18 protein-coding genes are annotated in these 15,292 nt (G+C 70.7%); 5 read left to right on the forward strand and 13 right to left on the reverse strand.

Features of this window, described 5'->3' with window-relative positions; all coding sequences use genetic code 11:
* Window positions 1-8: 8 nt before the first annotated feature.
* The 6 genes from B0I28_RS07680 to B0I28_RS07705 all read right to left on the reverse strand — a co-directional run bounded on the left by B0I28_RS07680 (window position 9) and on the right by B0I28_RS07705 (window position 3,591).
* Window positions 9-470, reverse strand: coding sequence for a hypothetical protein (locus B0I28_RS07680; protein WP_106363185.1), 462 nt, complete (start codon window positions 468-470; stop codon window positions 9-11).
* 10 nt (window positions 471-480) lie between these two features.
* Window positions 481-1,038: an EndoU domain-containing protein gene (locus tag B0I28_RS07685; RefSeq protein WP_106363186.1), complete on the reverse strand. Its 558-nt coding sequence runs from the start codon at window positions 1,036-1,038 to the stop codon at window positions 481-483.
* Window positions 1,038-1,532 carry a WXG100-like domain-containing protein gene (locus B0I28_RS07690; RefSeq protein WP_106363187.1) on the reverse strand — a complete coding sequence of 165 codons (495 nt, stop codon included), beginning with the start codon at window positions 1,530-1,532 and terminating at the stop codon, window positions 1,038-1,040. Before B0I28_RS07690 ends, B0I28_RS07685 begins: the two co-directional genes overlap by 1 nt.
* Window positions 1,532-1,864 (reverse strand): hypothetical protein, encoded by a 333-nt coding sequence (locus tag B0I28_RS07695; protein WP_106363188.1) that lies wholly within the window; start codon window positions 1,862-1,864, stop codon window positions 1,532-1,534. Before B0I28_RS07695 ends, B0I28_RS07690 begins: the two co-directional genes overlap by 1 nt.
* Window positions 1,864-2,286, reverse strand: a complete 423-nt coding sequence (locus B0I28_RS07700) for a YbaB/EbfC family nucleoid-associated protein (RefSeq protein ID WP_106363189.1) — start codon at window positions 2,284-2,286, stop codon at window positions 1,864-1,866. The genes B0I28_RS07695 and B0I28_RS07700 overlap by 1 nt, the downstream gene beginning before the upstream one ends.
* Before the next feature lie 75 nt (window positions 2,287-2,361).
* Window positions 2,362-3,591 (reverse strand): metal-dependent hydrolase family protein, encoded by a 1,230-nt coding sequence (locus B0I28_RS07705; protein WP_106363190.1) that lies wholly within the window; start codon window positions 3,589-3,591, stop codon window positions 2,362-2,364.
* A 110-nt stretch (window positions 3,592-3,701) separates the two neighbouring features.
* Here B0I28_RS07705 and B0I28_RS07710 point away from each other — a divergent pair, with 110 nt between their 5' ends.
* On the forward strand, window positions 3,702-4,190 hold the full coding sequence (locus B0I28_RS07710; RefSeq protein WP_106363191.1) for a cupin domain-containing protein: 489 nt from the start codon (window positions 3,702-3,704) through the stop codon (window positions 4,188-4,190).
* 5 nt (window positions 4,191-4,195) lie between these two features.
* Here B0I28_RS07710 and B0I28_RS07715 read toward each other — a convergent pair whose 3' ends face one another.
* The 6 genes from B0I28_RS07715 to B0I28_RS07740 all read right to left on the reverse strand — a co-directional run bounded on the left by B0I28_RS07715 (window position 4,196) and on the right by B0I28_RS07740 (window position 9,919).
* Window positions 4,196-4,918 (reverse strand): ComEA family DNA-binding protein, encoded by a 723-nt coding sequence (locus B0I28_RS07715; RefSeq protein ID WP_146148005.1) that lies wholly within the window; start codon window positions 4,916-4,918, stop codon window positions 4,196-4,198.
* Window positions 4,919-5,098: 180 nt separating this feature from the next.
* A complete protein-coding gene (gene sucD / locus B0I28_RS07720) occupies window positions 5,099-5,986 on the reverse strand; it encodes a succinate--CoA ligase subunit alpha (protein ID WP_106363193.1) in 888 nt (295 codons plus the stop codon).
* A gap of 4 nt (window positions 5,987-5,990) precedes the next feature.
* The gene (gene sucC, locus B0I28_RS07725; RefSeq protein ID WP_106363194.1) at window positions 5,991-7,169 is read right to left on the reverse strand and encodes an ADP-forming succinate--CoA ligase subunit beta; all 1,179 of its coding nucleotides are present in this window, start codon (window positions 7,167-7,169) and stop codon (window positions 5,991-5,993) included.
* Window positions 7,170-7,778: 609 nt separating this feature from the next.
* Window positions 7,779-8,210 (reverse strand): coenzyme B12-dependent isobutyryl CoA mutase small subunit, encoded by a 432-nt coding sequence (icmB, locus tag B0I28_RS07730; RefSeq protein WP_106363195.1) that lies wholly within the window; start codon window positions 8,208-8,210, stop codon window positions 7,779-7,781.
* Window positions 8,211-8,321: 111 nt separating this feature from the next.
* Window positions 8,322-9,389 (reverse strand): hypothetical protein, encoded by a 1,068-nt coding sequence (locus tag B0I28_RS07735; RefSeq protein WP_106363196.1) that lies wholly within the window; start codon window positions 9,387-9,389, stop codon window positions 8,322-8,324.
* 143 nt (window positions 9,390-9,532) lie between these two features.
* On the reverse strand, window positions 9,533-9,919 hold the full coding sequence (locus B0I28_RS07740) for a MarR family winged helix-turn-helix transcriptional regulator (protein WP_106363197.1): 387 nt from the start codon (window positions 9,917-9,919) through the stop codon (window positions 9,533-9,535).
* A gap of 86 nt (window positions 9,920-10,005) precedes the next feature.
* Here B0I28_RS07740 and B0I28_RS07745 point away from each other — a divergent pair, with 86 nt between their 5' ends.
* Window positions 10,006-11,460, forward strand: coding sequence for an MFS transporter (locus B0I28_RS07745; protein WP_106363198.1), 1,455 nt, complete (start codon window positions 10,006-10,008; stop codon window positions 11,458-11,460).
* Between the two features lie 104 nt (window positions 11,461-11,564).
* On the opposite strand, the gene B0I28_RS07750 is transcribed toward B0I28_RS07745, so the two are convergent.
* Window positions 11,565-12,290 carry an ABC transporter ATP-binding protein gene (locus tag B0I28_RS07750; RefSeq protein WP_106363199.1) on the reverse strand — a complete coding sequence of 242 codons (726 nt, stop codon included), beginning with the start codon at window positions 12,288-12,290 and terminating at the stop codon, window positions 11,565-11,567.
* 212 nt (window positions 12,291-12,502) lie between these two features.
* On the opposite strand from B0I28_RS07750, the gene B0I28_RS07755 reads away from it, so the two are divergent.
* The 3 genes from B0I28_RS07755 (at window position 12,503) to B0I28_RS07765 (ending at window position 15,262) form a co-directional block, all read left to right on the forward strand.
* A complete protein-coding gene (locus B0I28_RS07755; protein WP_106363200.1) occupies window positions 12,503-13,813 on the forward strand; it encodes a sensor histidine kinase in 1,311 nt (436 codons plus the stop codon).
* On the forward strand, window positions 13,801-14,448 hold the full coding sequence (locus tag B0I28_RS07760; protein WP_106363201.1) for a response regulator transcription factor: 648 nt from the start codon (window positions 13,801-13,803) through the stop codon (window positions 14,446-14,448). Before B0I28_RS07755 ends, B0I28_RS07760 begins: the two co-directional genes overlap by 13 nt.
* A gap of 103 nt (window positions 14,449-14,551) precedes the next feature.
* Complete coding sequence (locus tag B0I28_RS07765; RefSeq protein ID WP_106363202.1) at window positions 14,552-15,262, forward strand: MIP/aquaporin family protein; 711 nt, start codon at window positions 14,552-14,554, stop codon at window positions 15,260-15,262.
* The last annotated feature ends 30 nt before the right edge of the window (window positions 15,263-15,292 follow it).

Genomic DNA, 15,292 nt, shown 5'->3' on the forward strand with positions numbered 1-15,292 from the left:
CCTTCGCGCTACTCGGGCCCGGTGGCGGGGATTCCCTCGATCCGGCCCCGGTAGGGATGGCGCTTCTTCCAGGTCTCCTCCCACTGGAGCAGGTACGCCTCGTGCTCCGGGAGGTCGGGCCGCAGGATGCGGACCGTGTCGGGTGAGGGAGAGCGGGTGAGCAGGAAGCGCCAGTAGCGTTCGAGCTCGGCCTGCACTTCGGCCATCGGGTAGCGGGCCTGGGTGCCGTCGTAGTCGACGAGGACGAGCTCGGTGGGCGTGAAGGTCGCCTCCATGCTCTCGCCTTCCCAGTCCCCGGCGTCCGCGGCCCCGGCGAGCGCCTCGGCCACGGAGTCGAGCGCGTCGAGCGCGGCGGCGAAATTCGTGCCGATCTCCATGGTGAGCCAGATGCCGAGCTTCCAGTACCGCTCGTCGTCCGCCTCGTAGCCGGGTCGCCCGTAGGCGTCGTTGAAGAACTTGGTGATCGCCATGATGCCCTTACTAGATCACAGGGAAGGCGGTCACGATACCGCCGTTGTTCGTGTCGTACCTGCCCGAGATCGTGAGCCCGTCGGGGCCCATGCCCGTCCAGGTGCCGTCGGCGTTCTTGGTGCCGTTCTTGAACGCGCCGGAGACGGCCCCGTCGATCTGCTGCGGGGTCCAGTGGTCGGGGAAGAAGGTACTGCTGCCGCCGGGGCCCTTCTTGTCCGACCAGACCATCTTCGAGCCGTCCTTGGCCTTGCTCTGGTCGACCTCGAACTGGGTGCGCACGTCGTAGGCGCCGCTGGGGTGGGTCTTGTTGGGCGGCGGGAGGATGCGCCGACCGGGGATGTCCTGCCCGCCAGGACGGTAGTGGTACCCGGTTCGCGGCCCGTACTTGCCTGGCCCGGAGCGCAGGCCGTTCCAGTGCGTCGTGCCCGCGCTGCCCTGGAGCATGTGTTTGAGCTGGTGCGGTTCGAGGCGGTGCGGCGCCGCCCGCTTCGCCCGCTGGAAGTCGGCCTTCTTCAGGAACTTCATGGCGACCTTGATGAGGCCGCCGCCCGCCTTGCCCTTGGCCATCAGCCCGCCACCAGCTTGAAGATCGCCTCTTGGATGAGGTTGCTGACGATCTCCTTGGTGATCTGCCGGAAGATCGGGATCTGGAGCAGGGAGGCGCCGAAGGTGACGGCCGCTTCGGCGATCGCCAGGGCGATCTGCACGGCCAGGATCACGACCTGCACGATCACCATGATCTTCAAGCAGAGCACGATGATCGAGGCGATCATCATGCCCGCGCCGCCGACCATGGCGCCGGTCGCCCCGGAGCTGAGGATCTCGGAGGGGCCGTCTTCGCTCTCCCACCAGGCCTTGAACGCGTCGATGTCCTGGCCGACCTGGTCGGTCCATGCCTGCGCGGCGCTGGCGCCGGACTCGCCGAGGATGTCGGCGAGCTCGCCGCCGAAGTCCATCCACGCCTGGCCGATGTCCATGAGTGCGTCCTCGTTGGACTCCGGGAAATCGTGTCCGATGGCGCTGAGCACGGCCATCAGCTCCGAAGGCAGCGTGATCGCCATCAGGAACCGCCTCCCATGTCGCCGCTGATGCTCTTGAAGATCTGGGCGATCTCCTCGTCGGCGGCGAGGTGCTGCGCGGCGAAGTCCCGGATGTCGAAGCCCGCGTCCGCGATCGACTGGGCGGCTTCCTGGAAGCACTCCATCGCCCATTCGAAGATCGCCTGATGCGCTTCGCCGATGATGCCGCCGATCTCGTCGCCGCCCGCGGCGTCGCTGTGGCTCGCGATCTTCTCGGTGAACGTCTCAAGGGCGGTGAAGAACCGCTCGGAGGTCGCTTCCATGCCCTGTCCGGCGCTGTCGAGGCCTTCAGGGTCGATCTGGAGGCCCGCCATCAGTCGAGGCCTTTCGCCTGGGCGGCGGCCTGGACGATCTTGGTGTGGGACTCGGCGAGCGAGTTCATGAACGAGCCGAGCTGGCGCACCGACTGCTGCTGGATCTCCTCGACCTTCTCCGACAGGGCGGCGAGGTCGACCGCGCCGGGCATGCCCGCCTGCTCGCGGGCCGCGTCGAGGGCGGCGTTGACGCCGTTGGTGATCTCCTCGCTCAGGTACTCCTTGCTGAGGCGCACCGCGCGGGGGTCGACGAGGTCGACCTTGACCTTGCCCGCGAGGGTCGCGGAGACGCGGATCATGCCTTCGGCCGCTTCGACTTCGACGGTCTGGTTCCCGGCCGCCTCTTGCGCCTGCCTGCCGTCGTTGACGACCTGCACGGCCTTCGCGAGCGCGTCGGCGATGCCGTTCGATTCAGTGTTCAAGGGGGCTCCCTGGTTTTCCGGAGTGTTCGGAGCCCATTGAAGTTAGCAAGCGGGTGCAACCCGTGGGGTTCGCCGCTAGTCGAGTGCTCCCGCTTTCACCTTGCCGCCCTGCATGACCAGCTTCAGGTGCGCTTCGGGGTCGGTGAGCACGGCGAGGTCCGCGAGGGGGTCGCCGTCGACCACGAGGAGGTCGGCGCGGGCGCCGGGGACGATGCGGCCGATGCGGTCCTCTTCGCCGAGGAGCCTTGCGGCGGTGACGGTGGCGGAGCGGATGACGTCGGCGGCGGGGACGACCGCGCCGCGGATCGTGAACTCGTCGAGCTGGTGCCTGCGCATGCCGCCCAGGAGGTCCGAGCCGTAGCAGAGGTTGACGCCCGCGTTGTGCGCGAGTTCGAGGGCCCGGAGCCCGGCGTCGAGGACGAGCTCGTTCTTGGCGAGGTTCGCTTGGGACAGCCCGTATTCGGCGCCTTCGATCGACATGCGCCGGTAGGTCACCAAGGTGGGCACCAGGAACGCGTCGTGCTCCAGGAACAGCTCCACACTGGACTCGTCGAGGAGGTTGCCGTGCTCGATGGACCGCACGCCCGCCTCCAGGCCGCGGTTGATGGCCCGCGCGGTGTAGGCGTGCCCGGCGACGTAGCGGTTGGCGGCCTGCGCCTCCTCGACGATCGCGCGGATCTCGTCGAGGGAGAACTGCGTCGAGTCGATCCGGTCGGTGGGGGAGGCGACGCCGCCCGACAGCATGATCTTGACGTGGTGCGCGCCGGTGCGCAGCTGCTCGCGGGCGGCCTTGCGCACGCCGTCGACGCCGTCGCACACGAGCCCCAGGCCCGGGCAGCACTGGTGGTCGTCGCTCACCGAGCGCCCGCGCGGGCGCATGTCCACGTGCCCGCCGGTCTGCGAGAGCGCCTTGCCGCCGAAGAAGATCCGCGGCCCGTCGATGAGGCCCTCGGCGACGGCGTCGTGGATGCCGAAGTCGGCCCCGCCGGGGTCGCGCACTGTCGTGAACCCGCGGTGGAGCATCTCCCGCAGCTCGATCGCGGCCTTGACGGCGACATAGGCGGGCGACTCGTCGCCCAGCCCCGACAGCTCCGCGGTGTGGGCGTTGACGTGCACGTGGCAGTCGATCAGCCCCGGCATGAGCGTCTTCCCGCCCAGGTCCACCGTCTTCGCGTCGGCCGCCTCGACATCGGCCCCGACGGCCGCGATCTCCCCGTCCCGCACCAGCACCCGCTGCCCCGGCACGAGCACCCCCGCGGCGGTGTCGAGCACGGCGGCGTTCACAAAGAGCACGGTCTCGGGCATCGGCGTCTCCTCACGATCAGGGCTAGCCGCTCGGCTAGGAACGCTACCAATATGCCGGACCGACCGGTAGCGTCTGACACGGGCCCCGCCCCAGAGAGAAAGCGAGCGACATGTCCTATCCCGAACCGCGGTACTTCGGCGACGAAGGCGAGATCAGCGCGTACTTCCGGCCTGCCGGCCAGGCGCCCGACATCGAGTACCCGAACGGCGGCACGGCCGACTACCTGGCGACCGGCGCGACCACGAACGGCCAGTTCGGCCTCTACCAGTGGAACATGAGCGGCGCCCGGTCCGGGCCCGACCCGCACTTCCACCGCACCATCTCGGAGTCCTTCTACATCCTCACCGGCACGATCCGGATCTACAACGGCGCCAAGTGGGTCGACCACGTGCCGGGCGACTTCGTGCACGTCCCCGAAGGCGGCGTCCACGGCTTCCGCAACGAGTCCGGCGAGCCCGCCTCGATGCTGCTCATGTTCCACCCGGGCGCGCCCCGCGAGGACTACTTCGAGGGCCTGCTGACCCTCGGGGAGCTGTCGGACGAGGAGCGCAAGGAGTTCTTCGCCCTCCACGACAACTTCTGGATCGAGGAGTCCTAAGGGCGCTAGGGGATCAGCACCGCGTACTCGCGCAGGTGCCGCTCGAACCCGGGCGCGACGCCGATCTCGACGATCACCTCGTCGAGGCTCTGGAACGGCCCGATGCGCTCGACGCGCTCGCGGACCTGCTCGGCGAGCGCCGCGTTGAAGCCGGGGAGGTCGCGCAGCACGTCGGCGGGCGCATGGTTGAGGTCGACCAGCCCGCCGTCGTCGAGGTGCCGCGGCTGGTCGGGGCGGCCGACGCCGCTGCGCTTCGCCAGCGACGGGTCGCCGTCGGCGAGCCGCCGGGCGTCCTCGCGCAGCCGCGCGGCCTGGTCGAGGGCCGGGGCGACCCAGTCGCCGGCCGGGACGGGCTTCGGCGGCGGCGCCGGTTCGGCGGCTCGCACTGGGGCCCAGACGTACCGGCGGATCGCGAAGGAGTGGATCGCGGCGCCGAACGTGGAGGCCAGCATGACGAGGAACGCGCTCCACAGCGCCCAGCCGGGGGTCTCGCCCACGTCGAACGGGAGGATGAGCGCGAAGAACCCCAGGAACGCGGCGGTGTAGGCGATCAGCGGCGCCACTGTCCGCGCTGAGGGCCGCCGCCCGGCGGCGATCCCGAACGCCAGGGGCGCACCGGCTCCGGGCACCAGCAGCGGCAGCAGCGCCCACCCGGCCGTTGCCGCGCCCGGGCCGCGGGTCGGGATCTCGGGCGGACTCGGATGCGGGGACGGGGGCGTCGAGGGCATGCCCCGATCGTATCGACCGGGTGCGCGGGCGACCGGGGAGCGGATCCGGCCGCAACGGGCCGGGACCGGCGGAACGGGCCGCCGCGCGGCCGAACGGGTCCGGCCCGACCGCTCTGGGACCGCCGTCGCACGACGAAGGGCCGGGCGGCACCGCCGCCCGGCCCTTTCGCTTTGCGCCGCTTAGAGGTTCTCGATGACCTCGCGCATGAGGCGGGCGGTCTCGCTCGGGGTCTTCCCGACCTTGACGCCCGCGGCCTCCAGGGCCTCCTTCTTCGACTCGGCGGTGCCGGCCGAACCGGAGATGATGGCGCCGGCGTGGCCCATCGTCTTGCCCTCGGGCGCGGTGAACCCGGCGATGTAGCCGACGACCGGCTTCGTCACGTGGTTCTTGATGTACTCGGCCGCGCGCTCCTCGGCGTCGCCGCCGATCTCGCCGATCATGACGATCGCCTTGGTCTCGGGGTCCTCCTCGAACGCCTTGAGGCAGTCGATGTGGGTGGTCCCGATGACCGGGTCGCCGCCGATGCCGACGGAGGTCGAGAAGCCGATGTCGCGCAGCTCGTACATGAGCTGGTAGGTCAGCGTGCCCGACTTGGAGACGAGGCCGATCGGCCCCGAGCCGGTGATGTCGGCGGGGGTGATGCCCGCGTTCGACTTGCCGGGGGACGCGATGCCGGGGCAGTTCGGGCCCACGATGCGGGTCTTGTTGCCCTTGGACTCGGCGTAGTTCCAGAAGGTCACCGAGTCGTGCACCGGGATGCCCTCGGTGATGACGATGACCAGCTCGATCTCGGCGTCGATCGCCTCGACCACGGCGGCCTTGGAAAACGCCGGGGGCACGAACACGACGGAGGTGTTCGCGCCGGTCTCGGCGATGGCCTCCTGCACGGAGGCGAACACCGGGAGGCTCACGCCGTCGACGTCGACCTTGGTGCCGGCCTTGCGCGGGTTCACGCCGCCGACGATCTCGGTGCCGGCCTTGAGCATGCGGCGGGTGTGCTTCATGCCCTCGGAGCCGGTCATGCCCTGGACGATGACCTTGGAGTTCTCGTTGAGGAAGATCGCCATTGGACTAGGCCCCCTTGTTCGCGAGCTCGGCGGCCTTGTCGGCCGCGGCGTCCATGGTCTCGACCACGGTGATGAGCGGGTGGTTGGCGTCGGCGAGGATCTTGCGACCCTCTTCGGCGTTGTTGCCGTCGATGCGGGCGACGAGCGGCTTGGTGACGTCCTCGCCGCGGTCGGCGAGCGTCTGGAGCGCGCCGAGGATGCCGCGGGCGACCTCGTCGCAGGCGGTGATCCCGCCGAAGATGTTCACGAACACGGCCTTGACCTGCGGGTCCGACAGGACCACTTCAAGGCCGTTGGCCATGACGGCCGCGGAGGCGCCGCCGCCGATGTCGAGGAAGTTCGCGGGCTTGACGCCCCCGTGGCCCTCACCGGCGTACGACACGACGTCGAGGGTGGACATGACGAGGCCGGCGCCGTTGCCGATGATGCCGACGGAGCCGTCGAGCTTCACGTAGTTGAGGCCGGAGTCCTTGGCGCGCTGCTCCAGCGGGTCGACCGAGGACTTGTCCTCGAACTCGGCGTTGTCGGGGTGGCGGAAGTCCGCGTTCTCGTCGAGGGTGACCTTCGCGTCGAGCGCGAGGACCTTGCCCTCGGGCGTGCGCACGAGCGGGTTGACCTCGACGAGGGTCGCGTCCTCGGCGACGAAGGCGTCCCAGAGCTTCACGAAGACGTCCACGAGCTGGTCGCGGAGGTCCTCGGGGAAGCCGGCCTTGGTGACGATGCCGTCGGCGATCTCCGCGGTGACGCCGGTGCCGGCGTCGATCGGGAGCTTCACGACCTTCTCGGGGGCGGTGTGGGCGACCTCTTCGATCTCCATGCCGCCCGCGGTCGACGCGATGCACAGGAACGTGCGGTTCGCGCGGTCGAGGAGGTACGAGAAGTAGTACTCCTCGTCGATGTCGGCGGTCACGGTGAGCATGACCTTCTCGACGGTGTGGCCCTTGATGTCCATGCCGAGGATGTTCGTGGCGTGGGTGTTGACCTCGTCCACGGTGTCGGCCAGCTTGACCCCGCCGGCTTTGCCGCGGCCGCCGACCTTCACCTGCGCTTTGACGACCACCCGGTCGCCGAGGCGCTCGGCGAGCGCAACGGCCTCCTGTGTGGTGGTGGCGACGCCGCCGTCCAGAACCGGCACTCCGTGCCGGGCGAACAGTGCGCGGCCCTGGTATTCGTACAGATCCACTGTAGAGTCCGCTCCACTAGCTAGTCTTCTTTGACCGGACTGCCTGGGCCTCCCCGCCCGGGCCCGGTGCGGGCCGCGGCCTCGGCGAACCGGGTCCGGTCAGGCGGGGGAAAGCTACAGGTGCCCGTTATCGCAGGGTAACGCGCGGCGAGCCGCCCCGGGTCCGGGCGGGCGGCCGGTGTGACGAGTCAGGCTTGGGATGCCGTTTGCCGGGCCCTTGCAGGCGATTCACGGTCCGGCGGGGCGGTTGTGCGGGGTCCGCGGGGAAAGAGGCGGGGACCGGACGCACCCCTCAGGCGTCCGGTCCCCTCAGCGGGAACCAAGCCCACCCCTCAAAGGCTTGATTCCCTTAGGCACGATGCCCTATCGCCACCCCTCAATCGACAGGGCATCGGCAGCTTGTGGCACAGCTCAATTGCACGACGCTTCGGAAGTGAACCCCCGGTGAAGCCTCTGCGCTATTGTCCGGCGGCCTTTCGGCCGACTGCTGATGCGTCTTCCGCGGCTTTGCTTCCGCGTCCGACACTTATAAGAACGAGGGCCGCCAGGCGCGGTTACGGTCTCTTCGAAGAATTTTTTGCAGCGGGCGTATCCGCAGGCCAGGGCCGATCAGACGGCCGCAGGGCTGCCCTGATCGGGTGAGGGCACATGGCCGCGGACCCATTCGGCGATGGCCTGGGTCGAGGCGCCGGGGCCGAATATCTGCGCTACTCCGGCTTCGCGCAACTGGGCCGCGTCCTCGTCGGGAATGATGCCGCCGCCGAATACGACGATGTCGCGCGCGTCGTTCTCGTCGAGGAGTTTCAGCACCCGCGGGAAGAGCGTCATATGGGCGCCGGAGAGGATGCTCAGCCCGATCGCGTCGGCGTCCTCGGCGAGGGCGGTCGCGACGACCTGCTCGGGGGAGTTGTGGAGGCCCGTGTAGACGACCTCCATGCCCGCGTCGCGCAGCGCGCGGGCCACGACCTTCGCTCCGCGGTCGTGGCCGTCGAGCCCGACCTTGGCGACGACGACGCGTATGGGCGCCCCGGTTGCAGTCATCTGTACCTCCTCGTACGGAGGCCGCGGCGCCTGCGTCGCTCGTGGCGATCGTCGGCGCCGCGGCCAGTTCATACGAGTGAGCTTAGTCGCGACCGGTGCGGGTTGGAAGTCCTACTGGCCGTAGGGCGGCTGCTGCGGCTGCTGCTGGCCCGGCTGCCCGTAGCCGGGAGGCGGCGGCGGGTACCCGCCGGGCTGCTGCCCCGGCTGGCCCTGCGGCGGGCCGTAGCCCTGCGGGGGCTGCTGCGGCTGGCCGGGCTGCGGGTAGCCGCCCGGCTGCTGGTACGCGCCGGGCTGCTGCCCGTACCCGGGCTGCGGGTAGCCCGCGGGCGCGGCGGCCTGCGGGCCCCGGATGAACGCCTTGACGGCCTCGTCCTTGAAGTAGATGAAGCTGGCGTAGCCGAGCGTGCCGGCGAGGGCCAGGCTCTGGAGGAGCAGGACCGCCCCGAGGCCGCCGAACAGCGCGAAGGCCGAGAACGAGCCGAAGATTGACAGGATCGAGAACCCCGCGCCGATCATGATGAGGATGATGCCGGTCAGGCGCAGGCCCGCGGGATTGACCTTGCCCTGCGGCAGCGCCCAGCCGTACCAGCCGAAGGCGCCGCAGATGAGGATGCCGAAGACGGCCGAGCCGACGTAGAAGCCGCCGAAGGTGAAGACCTGGACGAGGTTGCCGAGGACGCCGACGCCCGCGGCGATGAGCACCATCAGGCCGATGCGCTTGATGCCCTCCGGGACCGCGCCCTGCGGCCCGGTGGCCTGCGGCTGCGGGAAGCCCGCCTGCGGCGGGGGCGGCGGGTAGCCGGGCTGCTGGGGCTGGCCCGGCTGGCCGTACGGCTGCTGGCCGGTCTGGGGGAGCTGGCCGGAGCCGAGCGGGTTCGGCTGCGGCGGCTGCGGGGTCCCGGCCGGGTTGAACCCGGTCTGGGAGCCGGTCTGCGGCATGACCGTGGTCTCGGCGTACTCCGCGTGCGGCGGGTTCGACGGGCCGGTCGGGTTGCCGAGCGGGGAGGGCGGCGGGGGCGGGGTGCCCTGCTGGGCCTCGACCCGGTTGATCTTCATGGTGCGGTCGAGTCCGGCCTCCTCCCCTCCTTCAGGGGCCGCGGCGGGCGGCTGCGCGCCGGGCTTGAGCTTGAAGGTGCCGCCGTCCTCGTCGTCGGGTCGGTCGTTCTCTGGGGGAGTCATGACATCCACTCTCCATGCCGGATCGGTTGTGACTGCTCTCCACCTCACCTTACCGACCGTCACGCCGCAAGGGGGTATGCCGTCCGAACAGGGGCGCGCGGGGAGGGCGCCGCACCGGCGTCAGCGGCGGATCGCCAACCGGCTCAGGCGAAGTGGGCCCGGAGCACGCCCATGTACGTGGGCTGCGCGGCCTCGTAGCGCTCCTGCCCGGCGGGGGTGAGCATGAGGAACATGGCGCGGCGGTCGAAGTCGCAGGTCGCGCGGGTGACGAGGCCGTCCTTCTCCAGGCGCGTGACGGTGCGGGAGAGGGCGCTCTGGCTGAGGTACATCTCGGCCTCCAGCTCCTTCATCTTCGCCTTCCCGCCGCCCTTGGAGCAGCTGCGGGACAGGATCTTGAGGACCTCGAACTCGCTCAGGCCCAGCTCGTGCCGCTCCTGGAGCTCGCTCTCCAGCTCGCACGATGTGGTGTGGTACACGCGGAGTGTTTCAGACCACTTCGTGCACACGTCTTCGGATACTACGGCCTCCATGACCAGGAGATTACCATGTCAAGACATTTAATGTCCACGCATTTGATGTGTTGACATCCAATGCACGTGCATGTAAGTTTCTCCCCATGACGATCACCGAACCGAAACCCCTCCCCACCACCACTTCGACCAGCATCGATACGCCCGCACATGCCCCGAGCCGATGGGGACCAAAGCTGTGGGCCGTCCTCTTCGTGGCCGGCCTCGCGATGTTCCTGGACGCCCTCGACGTCTCCATGGTCGGCGTCGCGCTCCCGTCCATCGGCGCCGAGCTGGGCCTCGAAACGGCCTCGCTCCAGTGGATCGTCAACGGCTACATCCTCGGCTACGGCGGCCTCCTCCTCCTGGGCGGACGCATGGCCGACCTGCTGGGACGCCGCCAGGTCTTCCTCACCGCGCTCGTCGTCTTCGGCGCCGCCTCGCTCGTCGGCGGGCTCGTCGAGCACGAGGGCCTGCTCATCGCCTCGCGCATCGTGAAGGGCGTCGCCGCCGCGTTCACCGCCCCGGCCGCGCTCTCGATCATCACGACCACCTTCAAGGAGGGCCACGACCGCAACAAGGCCCTGTCGATCTTCACCGTCTTCGGCGCCACCGGGTACGCCTCGGGGCTCATCGCCTCCGGCCTGCTCACCAGCGTCGACTGGCGCCTGACGTTCTTCGCGCCCGTGGTCGTCGTGGCCGGCGTCCTCATCGCCGCGTTCATCGTGGTCCCCAAGACCGCCGAGCGCGAGAAGGGGCACATCGACTTCCTCGGCTCCGCCACGCTCACCGGCGGCATGCTCGCCGCGGTCTACACCATCGTCACGGTGCCCGAGGCCGGCTTCACGCCGCTGGTCACCGCCACCACCGCGGCCGCGGTGATCCTCCTCGGGGCGTTCTTCGTCATCGAGAACAAGGTCGCCCACCCGCTGGTGCGCCTGAGCATCTTCAAGGTCAAGTCGATCGTCCGCGCCAACCTGGCCGCGCTCGCGATCTTCGGGTCCTACATCAGCTTCCAGACGATCGTGTCCCTGTACCTCCAGAACACGCTCCAGTGGGAGCCGATCCAGATGGCGCTGGCCCTGGCCCCCGCCGGGATCATCGTGGCGATCCTGTCGCCGATCGCGGGCAAGTTCATCGACCGCTACGGCACGAAGTCGATGATCATCGCCTCGATGGCCGCGTTCGTCCTCGGCTACCTGTGGTTCATCCTCCGCGGCGGCTCGGCCCAGCCGAACTACTTCGCGGACTACCTGCCCGCGTTCCTGCTGCTGGGCCTCGGCTTCGCGATCGGCTTCTCGTCGGTCATGGTCCAGGCCACCGAGGGCATCTCGGACGACGAGCAGGGCCTGGCCTCCGGCCTGGTCCAGACCTCCGGGCAGATCGGCGGCGCCGTGGTCCTCGCGGTCGTCACCGGCCTCATCGCCGGGGGCGCGGCCACCTCGATCGCCCAGTACCGGCCCGGCCTGTACCTGGTGACCGCGGTCGCCGCGGTCGGCCTCCTCGCCAGCGCCACCGCGCTGATGGGGCGCCGCACCGCCGAGGTCGTCGAAGCCGCTTAGAAGCTGCTCGCCAACACCCGCACAACTGAACAAATTTATGGCTCGCAAGCGTCGCCAAGAGTGCCCGCCGTCCCCCGGACGGCGGGCCCTGCTGTCTCTCCTTGCTACCGAACGGAAGTCGTCAGGACGGGGCGCAGCCGCGCCCCTTCGAGGGCGAACGTGGCGTGGGCGCGGGAGGCGGCCGCGGGGTCGCGCGTGACCATGAGCAGGCCCGGCGCCCACTCGTCCACGAGGGACCGCATGAGGTCGAGGACGTCGGCGGCGTCGGCGGGCGCGAGCGCGCCGGTCGGCTCGTCGGCGACGACGACGTCGGGGCGGGACGCGAAGGCCCGCGCGACGGCGGCGCGCTGCTGGAGCACGGGCGCGAGGTCCCCGGGGCGGCGCGCGAGGAGCCGGTCGACGCCGGTGCGCTCGGCGAGGTGGCGCAGCCAGTCGCGGTCCTCGGCCTCGCCCGCGAGGCGCAGCGGCATCGCGAGGTTCTCCTCGATCGTGAGCGAGGGCAGCAGGTTGAACGACTGGAACACGAAGCCGATGCGGCCCTGCCGCAGGAGGGTCCGCTTGGCCTCGTCGAGGCCGGTGATGCGCCGGTCGGCGATGCGGACCTCCCCGCGGGAGGGGTCGTCGAGTCCGGCAGCGCAGTGCACGAGCGTGGACTTCCCGGCCCCGGGCCCGCCCATGACGGCGATGAGCGCGCCGCCGGGGACGTCGAGGCTGACGCGGTCGAGGACGGTGTGCGCGCCGTCGTAGGTCTTCGTGATCTCCCTCAGGGCGAGCGCGGGCGCGGCGGCCGCGGGGCGCCTGCTCGGGGGAGCGGCGAGGGTGGTGGTCATCGGGTGCCTCCGGGTTTCCTTGGTACCCAAGACGCTATGGGAATCCGTGTCCGTTTCCAATGCGGTCAGCTGCCGGAAAGGGGGTGGGGACAACCGGAGGCGGGCGGGTACAGCCAGCTGTAGTGCCGCCGCTTTCGGGCTTGTACAGCAGGCTGTAGCGACGGTGCGGCCCCGCCGCGGGTACGTTTCCAAGCGAGTTCTTGGAGGAAGCGATGGCGATCGGCAGGCGCGAGCGGGTGCGGGCGTGGTTCGACGCGCAGCTGCGCCCGGACGGCGAGGGCAGGACCGGGCTGGGCTCGGTGCTCGCCGCGGCCCTGCGCGCCTCCGGCTACGGCGCGGTCGGCGCCGGGTTCGGCATCCTCGCGCTCTACACGATCCCGATCGCGGTCCTCGTCGGCTTCCTCTCGCTGCTCGGCGCCGGGAGGTTCCTCGTCCACCCGACGATGCAGTGGGTGCGGATGCTCGCGGGCCTGGAGCGCCGCCGCCTGCTGCGCCTCGGCCACGACGTCGAGTCCCCGTACGCGGGCCCCGACGCGGAACTGCCGCGGAGTCTGCGGGAGGTGCGCGCCGACCCGTCCGCGCGCCGCGACCTCCAGTGGGTGTTCCTGCACGGCACGTGGGGCCTCATCATCGGGGCGATCCTCATCAACATGCCGTTCGTGGCCGTCCGCGACGCGACCTACCCGCTGTGGTGGGCGTTCGCGCCGTCCTCGGAGCAGCAGATCCTCTCGGGGATGATCGAGGCGCAGACCGCGCCCGCCGCGGCCCTCGGCTTCGCCACCGGCATCGCCGTGTGCGCGCTGTGGCTCCTCTTCGGCCCCAAGCTCCTCGACCTCCAGGCCCGGCCCGGCGCCAACCTCCTCGGGCCCGACCCCGACATCGACCTGTCCGAGCGCGTCGCCCGGTTGACGGCGACCCGCGCCGCCGCGCTCGACGCGCACGCCGTCGAGCTGCGCCGCATCGAGCGGGCCCTGCACGACGGGGCCCAGAACCGGATCGTCGCCGTCGCCGTCCTCGTCGGCGCCGCCAAGCGCGAGGTCCCGCGCGACCCGGACAAGGCCGTGGAGATCCTCGGCCGCGCCCAGGACACCGTGGAGGACGCGCTCGCCGAGCTGCGCGCGGTCGTGCGGTCGATCCTCCCGCCGGTCCTGGAGGACCGCGGGCTCGCCGGGGCCCTGAACGCGCTGGCCTCCGACTGCCCCGTGCCGTGCACGGTGGCCGTGGACGTGCCGGGCCGGTGCCCGGCGAGCGTCGAAGCCACCGCCTACTTCGTGGTCGCCGAGTCGCTCACCAACGTGGCCAAGCACTCCCGTGCTACCAGCGCGTCGGTGGAGGTGACCAGGCGGGGGAATACCCTCACTGTGGCCGTGGTCGACGACGGCCGCGGCGGCGCCGACGCCGGGGCCGGATCGGGCCTGGCGGGCATCACGCGGCGCGTCGAGGCGCTCGACGGGACCGCGACCGTGACCAGCCCACCCGGTGGGCCGACCGAGATCAGAGTGGAGCTGCCGTGCGGATCGTGATCGCCGAGGACGACACCCTCCTGCGCGAGGGCCTCAACCTGGTGCTGCAAGGGGAGGGATTCGAGGTCGTGGCCTCCGTGGGGGACCCGGCCTCATTCCTGGCCGCCGTCGAGGAGCACCGCCCCGACGTCGCCGTGGTCGACGTGCGCATGCCCCCCACGCACACCGACGAGGGCATCAAGGCCGCCGTCGCGGCCCGCCGCGCCCACCCGGGGCTCGCCGTCCTCGTCCTCTCGGCCTATGTGGAGCAGTCGTTCGCGACCGACCTCCTCGCGGACGGCGCCCGCAGCGTTGGCTACCTCCTGAAGGAGCGCGTCGGCCGCGTCGACGCGTTCGTGGAGGCCCTCCACCGCGTCGCGAAGGGCGGCACCGCCATCGACCCCGAGGTCGTCGCCCAGCTGTTCGCGCAGCGCCGCGCCGACGACCCCGTCGAGCGCCTCACGCCCCGCGAGAAGGAGGTCCTGTCGGTCATGGCCGAGGGCCTGGGCAACGGCGCGATCGCGCAGCGGCTGTTCATCACCGAGAACGCCGTCCACAAGCACATCCGCAACATCTTCCTCAAGTTCGGGCTCGCCCCCGACGACGAGACCGACCGCCGCGTCGCGGCCGTCCTCCACTACCTCGACCGCGCCTGAACCGCGCCCCACTACCGTCCAAATAGCGCAAAACGCTCACGAAGCCGCCCCAGTCCTGCCATCCTCTGGGACAGACGTAGGAAACGGTTTCAAGGAGGACGTCATGCGCGCGATCTGGGCCGAGCTGCTCGGCACCTTCTGCCTGGTCTTCTTCGCGGTCGGCGCCGCCGTGTACGGCATCGGCCCCGAGGCGATCGGATTCGTCGGCGTCGCCTTCGCGTTCGGCCTCGTCCTCTTCGCACTCGCCTACGCGATCGGCCCGGTCTCCGGCGCCCACGTCAACCCCGCCGTCACGCTCGGCGCACTCCTGGCCCGCCGCGTCGACGCCGGCACCGCCGTCGGCTACTGGATCGCCCAGTTCGCCGGCGGCATCGCCGCCGCCGCGCTCCTGAAGTTCATGACCACCGGCGGCGACGTCACCGACCAGACCGGCGCCCTCGGCGCCAACGACTACGGCGCCACCGTGAACCTCGCCGGCGCCCTCGTCATCGAGGCGCTCCTGACGTTCCTGCTCGTCTTCACCGTCCTCGCCGTCACCGGCAAGAAGGGCGCCACCCCGGCCGCGGGCGCCGCCATCGGCCTGGTCCTGGTGATCATCCACCTCGTCGGGCTCCCGCTCACGGGCACCTCAGTCAACCCGGCCCGCTCGCTCGGCCCGGCCCTGTTCGCCGGGGGCGCACCGCTGGAGCACGTGTGGGTCTTCATCGTCGCGCCGCTCGTCGGCGGCGCGCTCGGCGCGGCCGTCCAGCTCTGGCTGTACGGCCGCGAGCCCGAACCCGAGGACACCGACGTCCAGACCTCGTCGGCGCTGTAGCGCGGCATCGGACGGCCCTCCCCCCAGGGA

Source organism: Glycomyces artemisiae, assembly GCF_003002955.1.
GTDB classification, from domain to species: Bacteria; Actinomycetota; Actinomycetes; order Mycobacteriales; family Micromonosporaceae; genus Glycomyces; species Glycomyces artemisiae.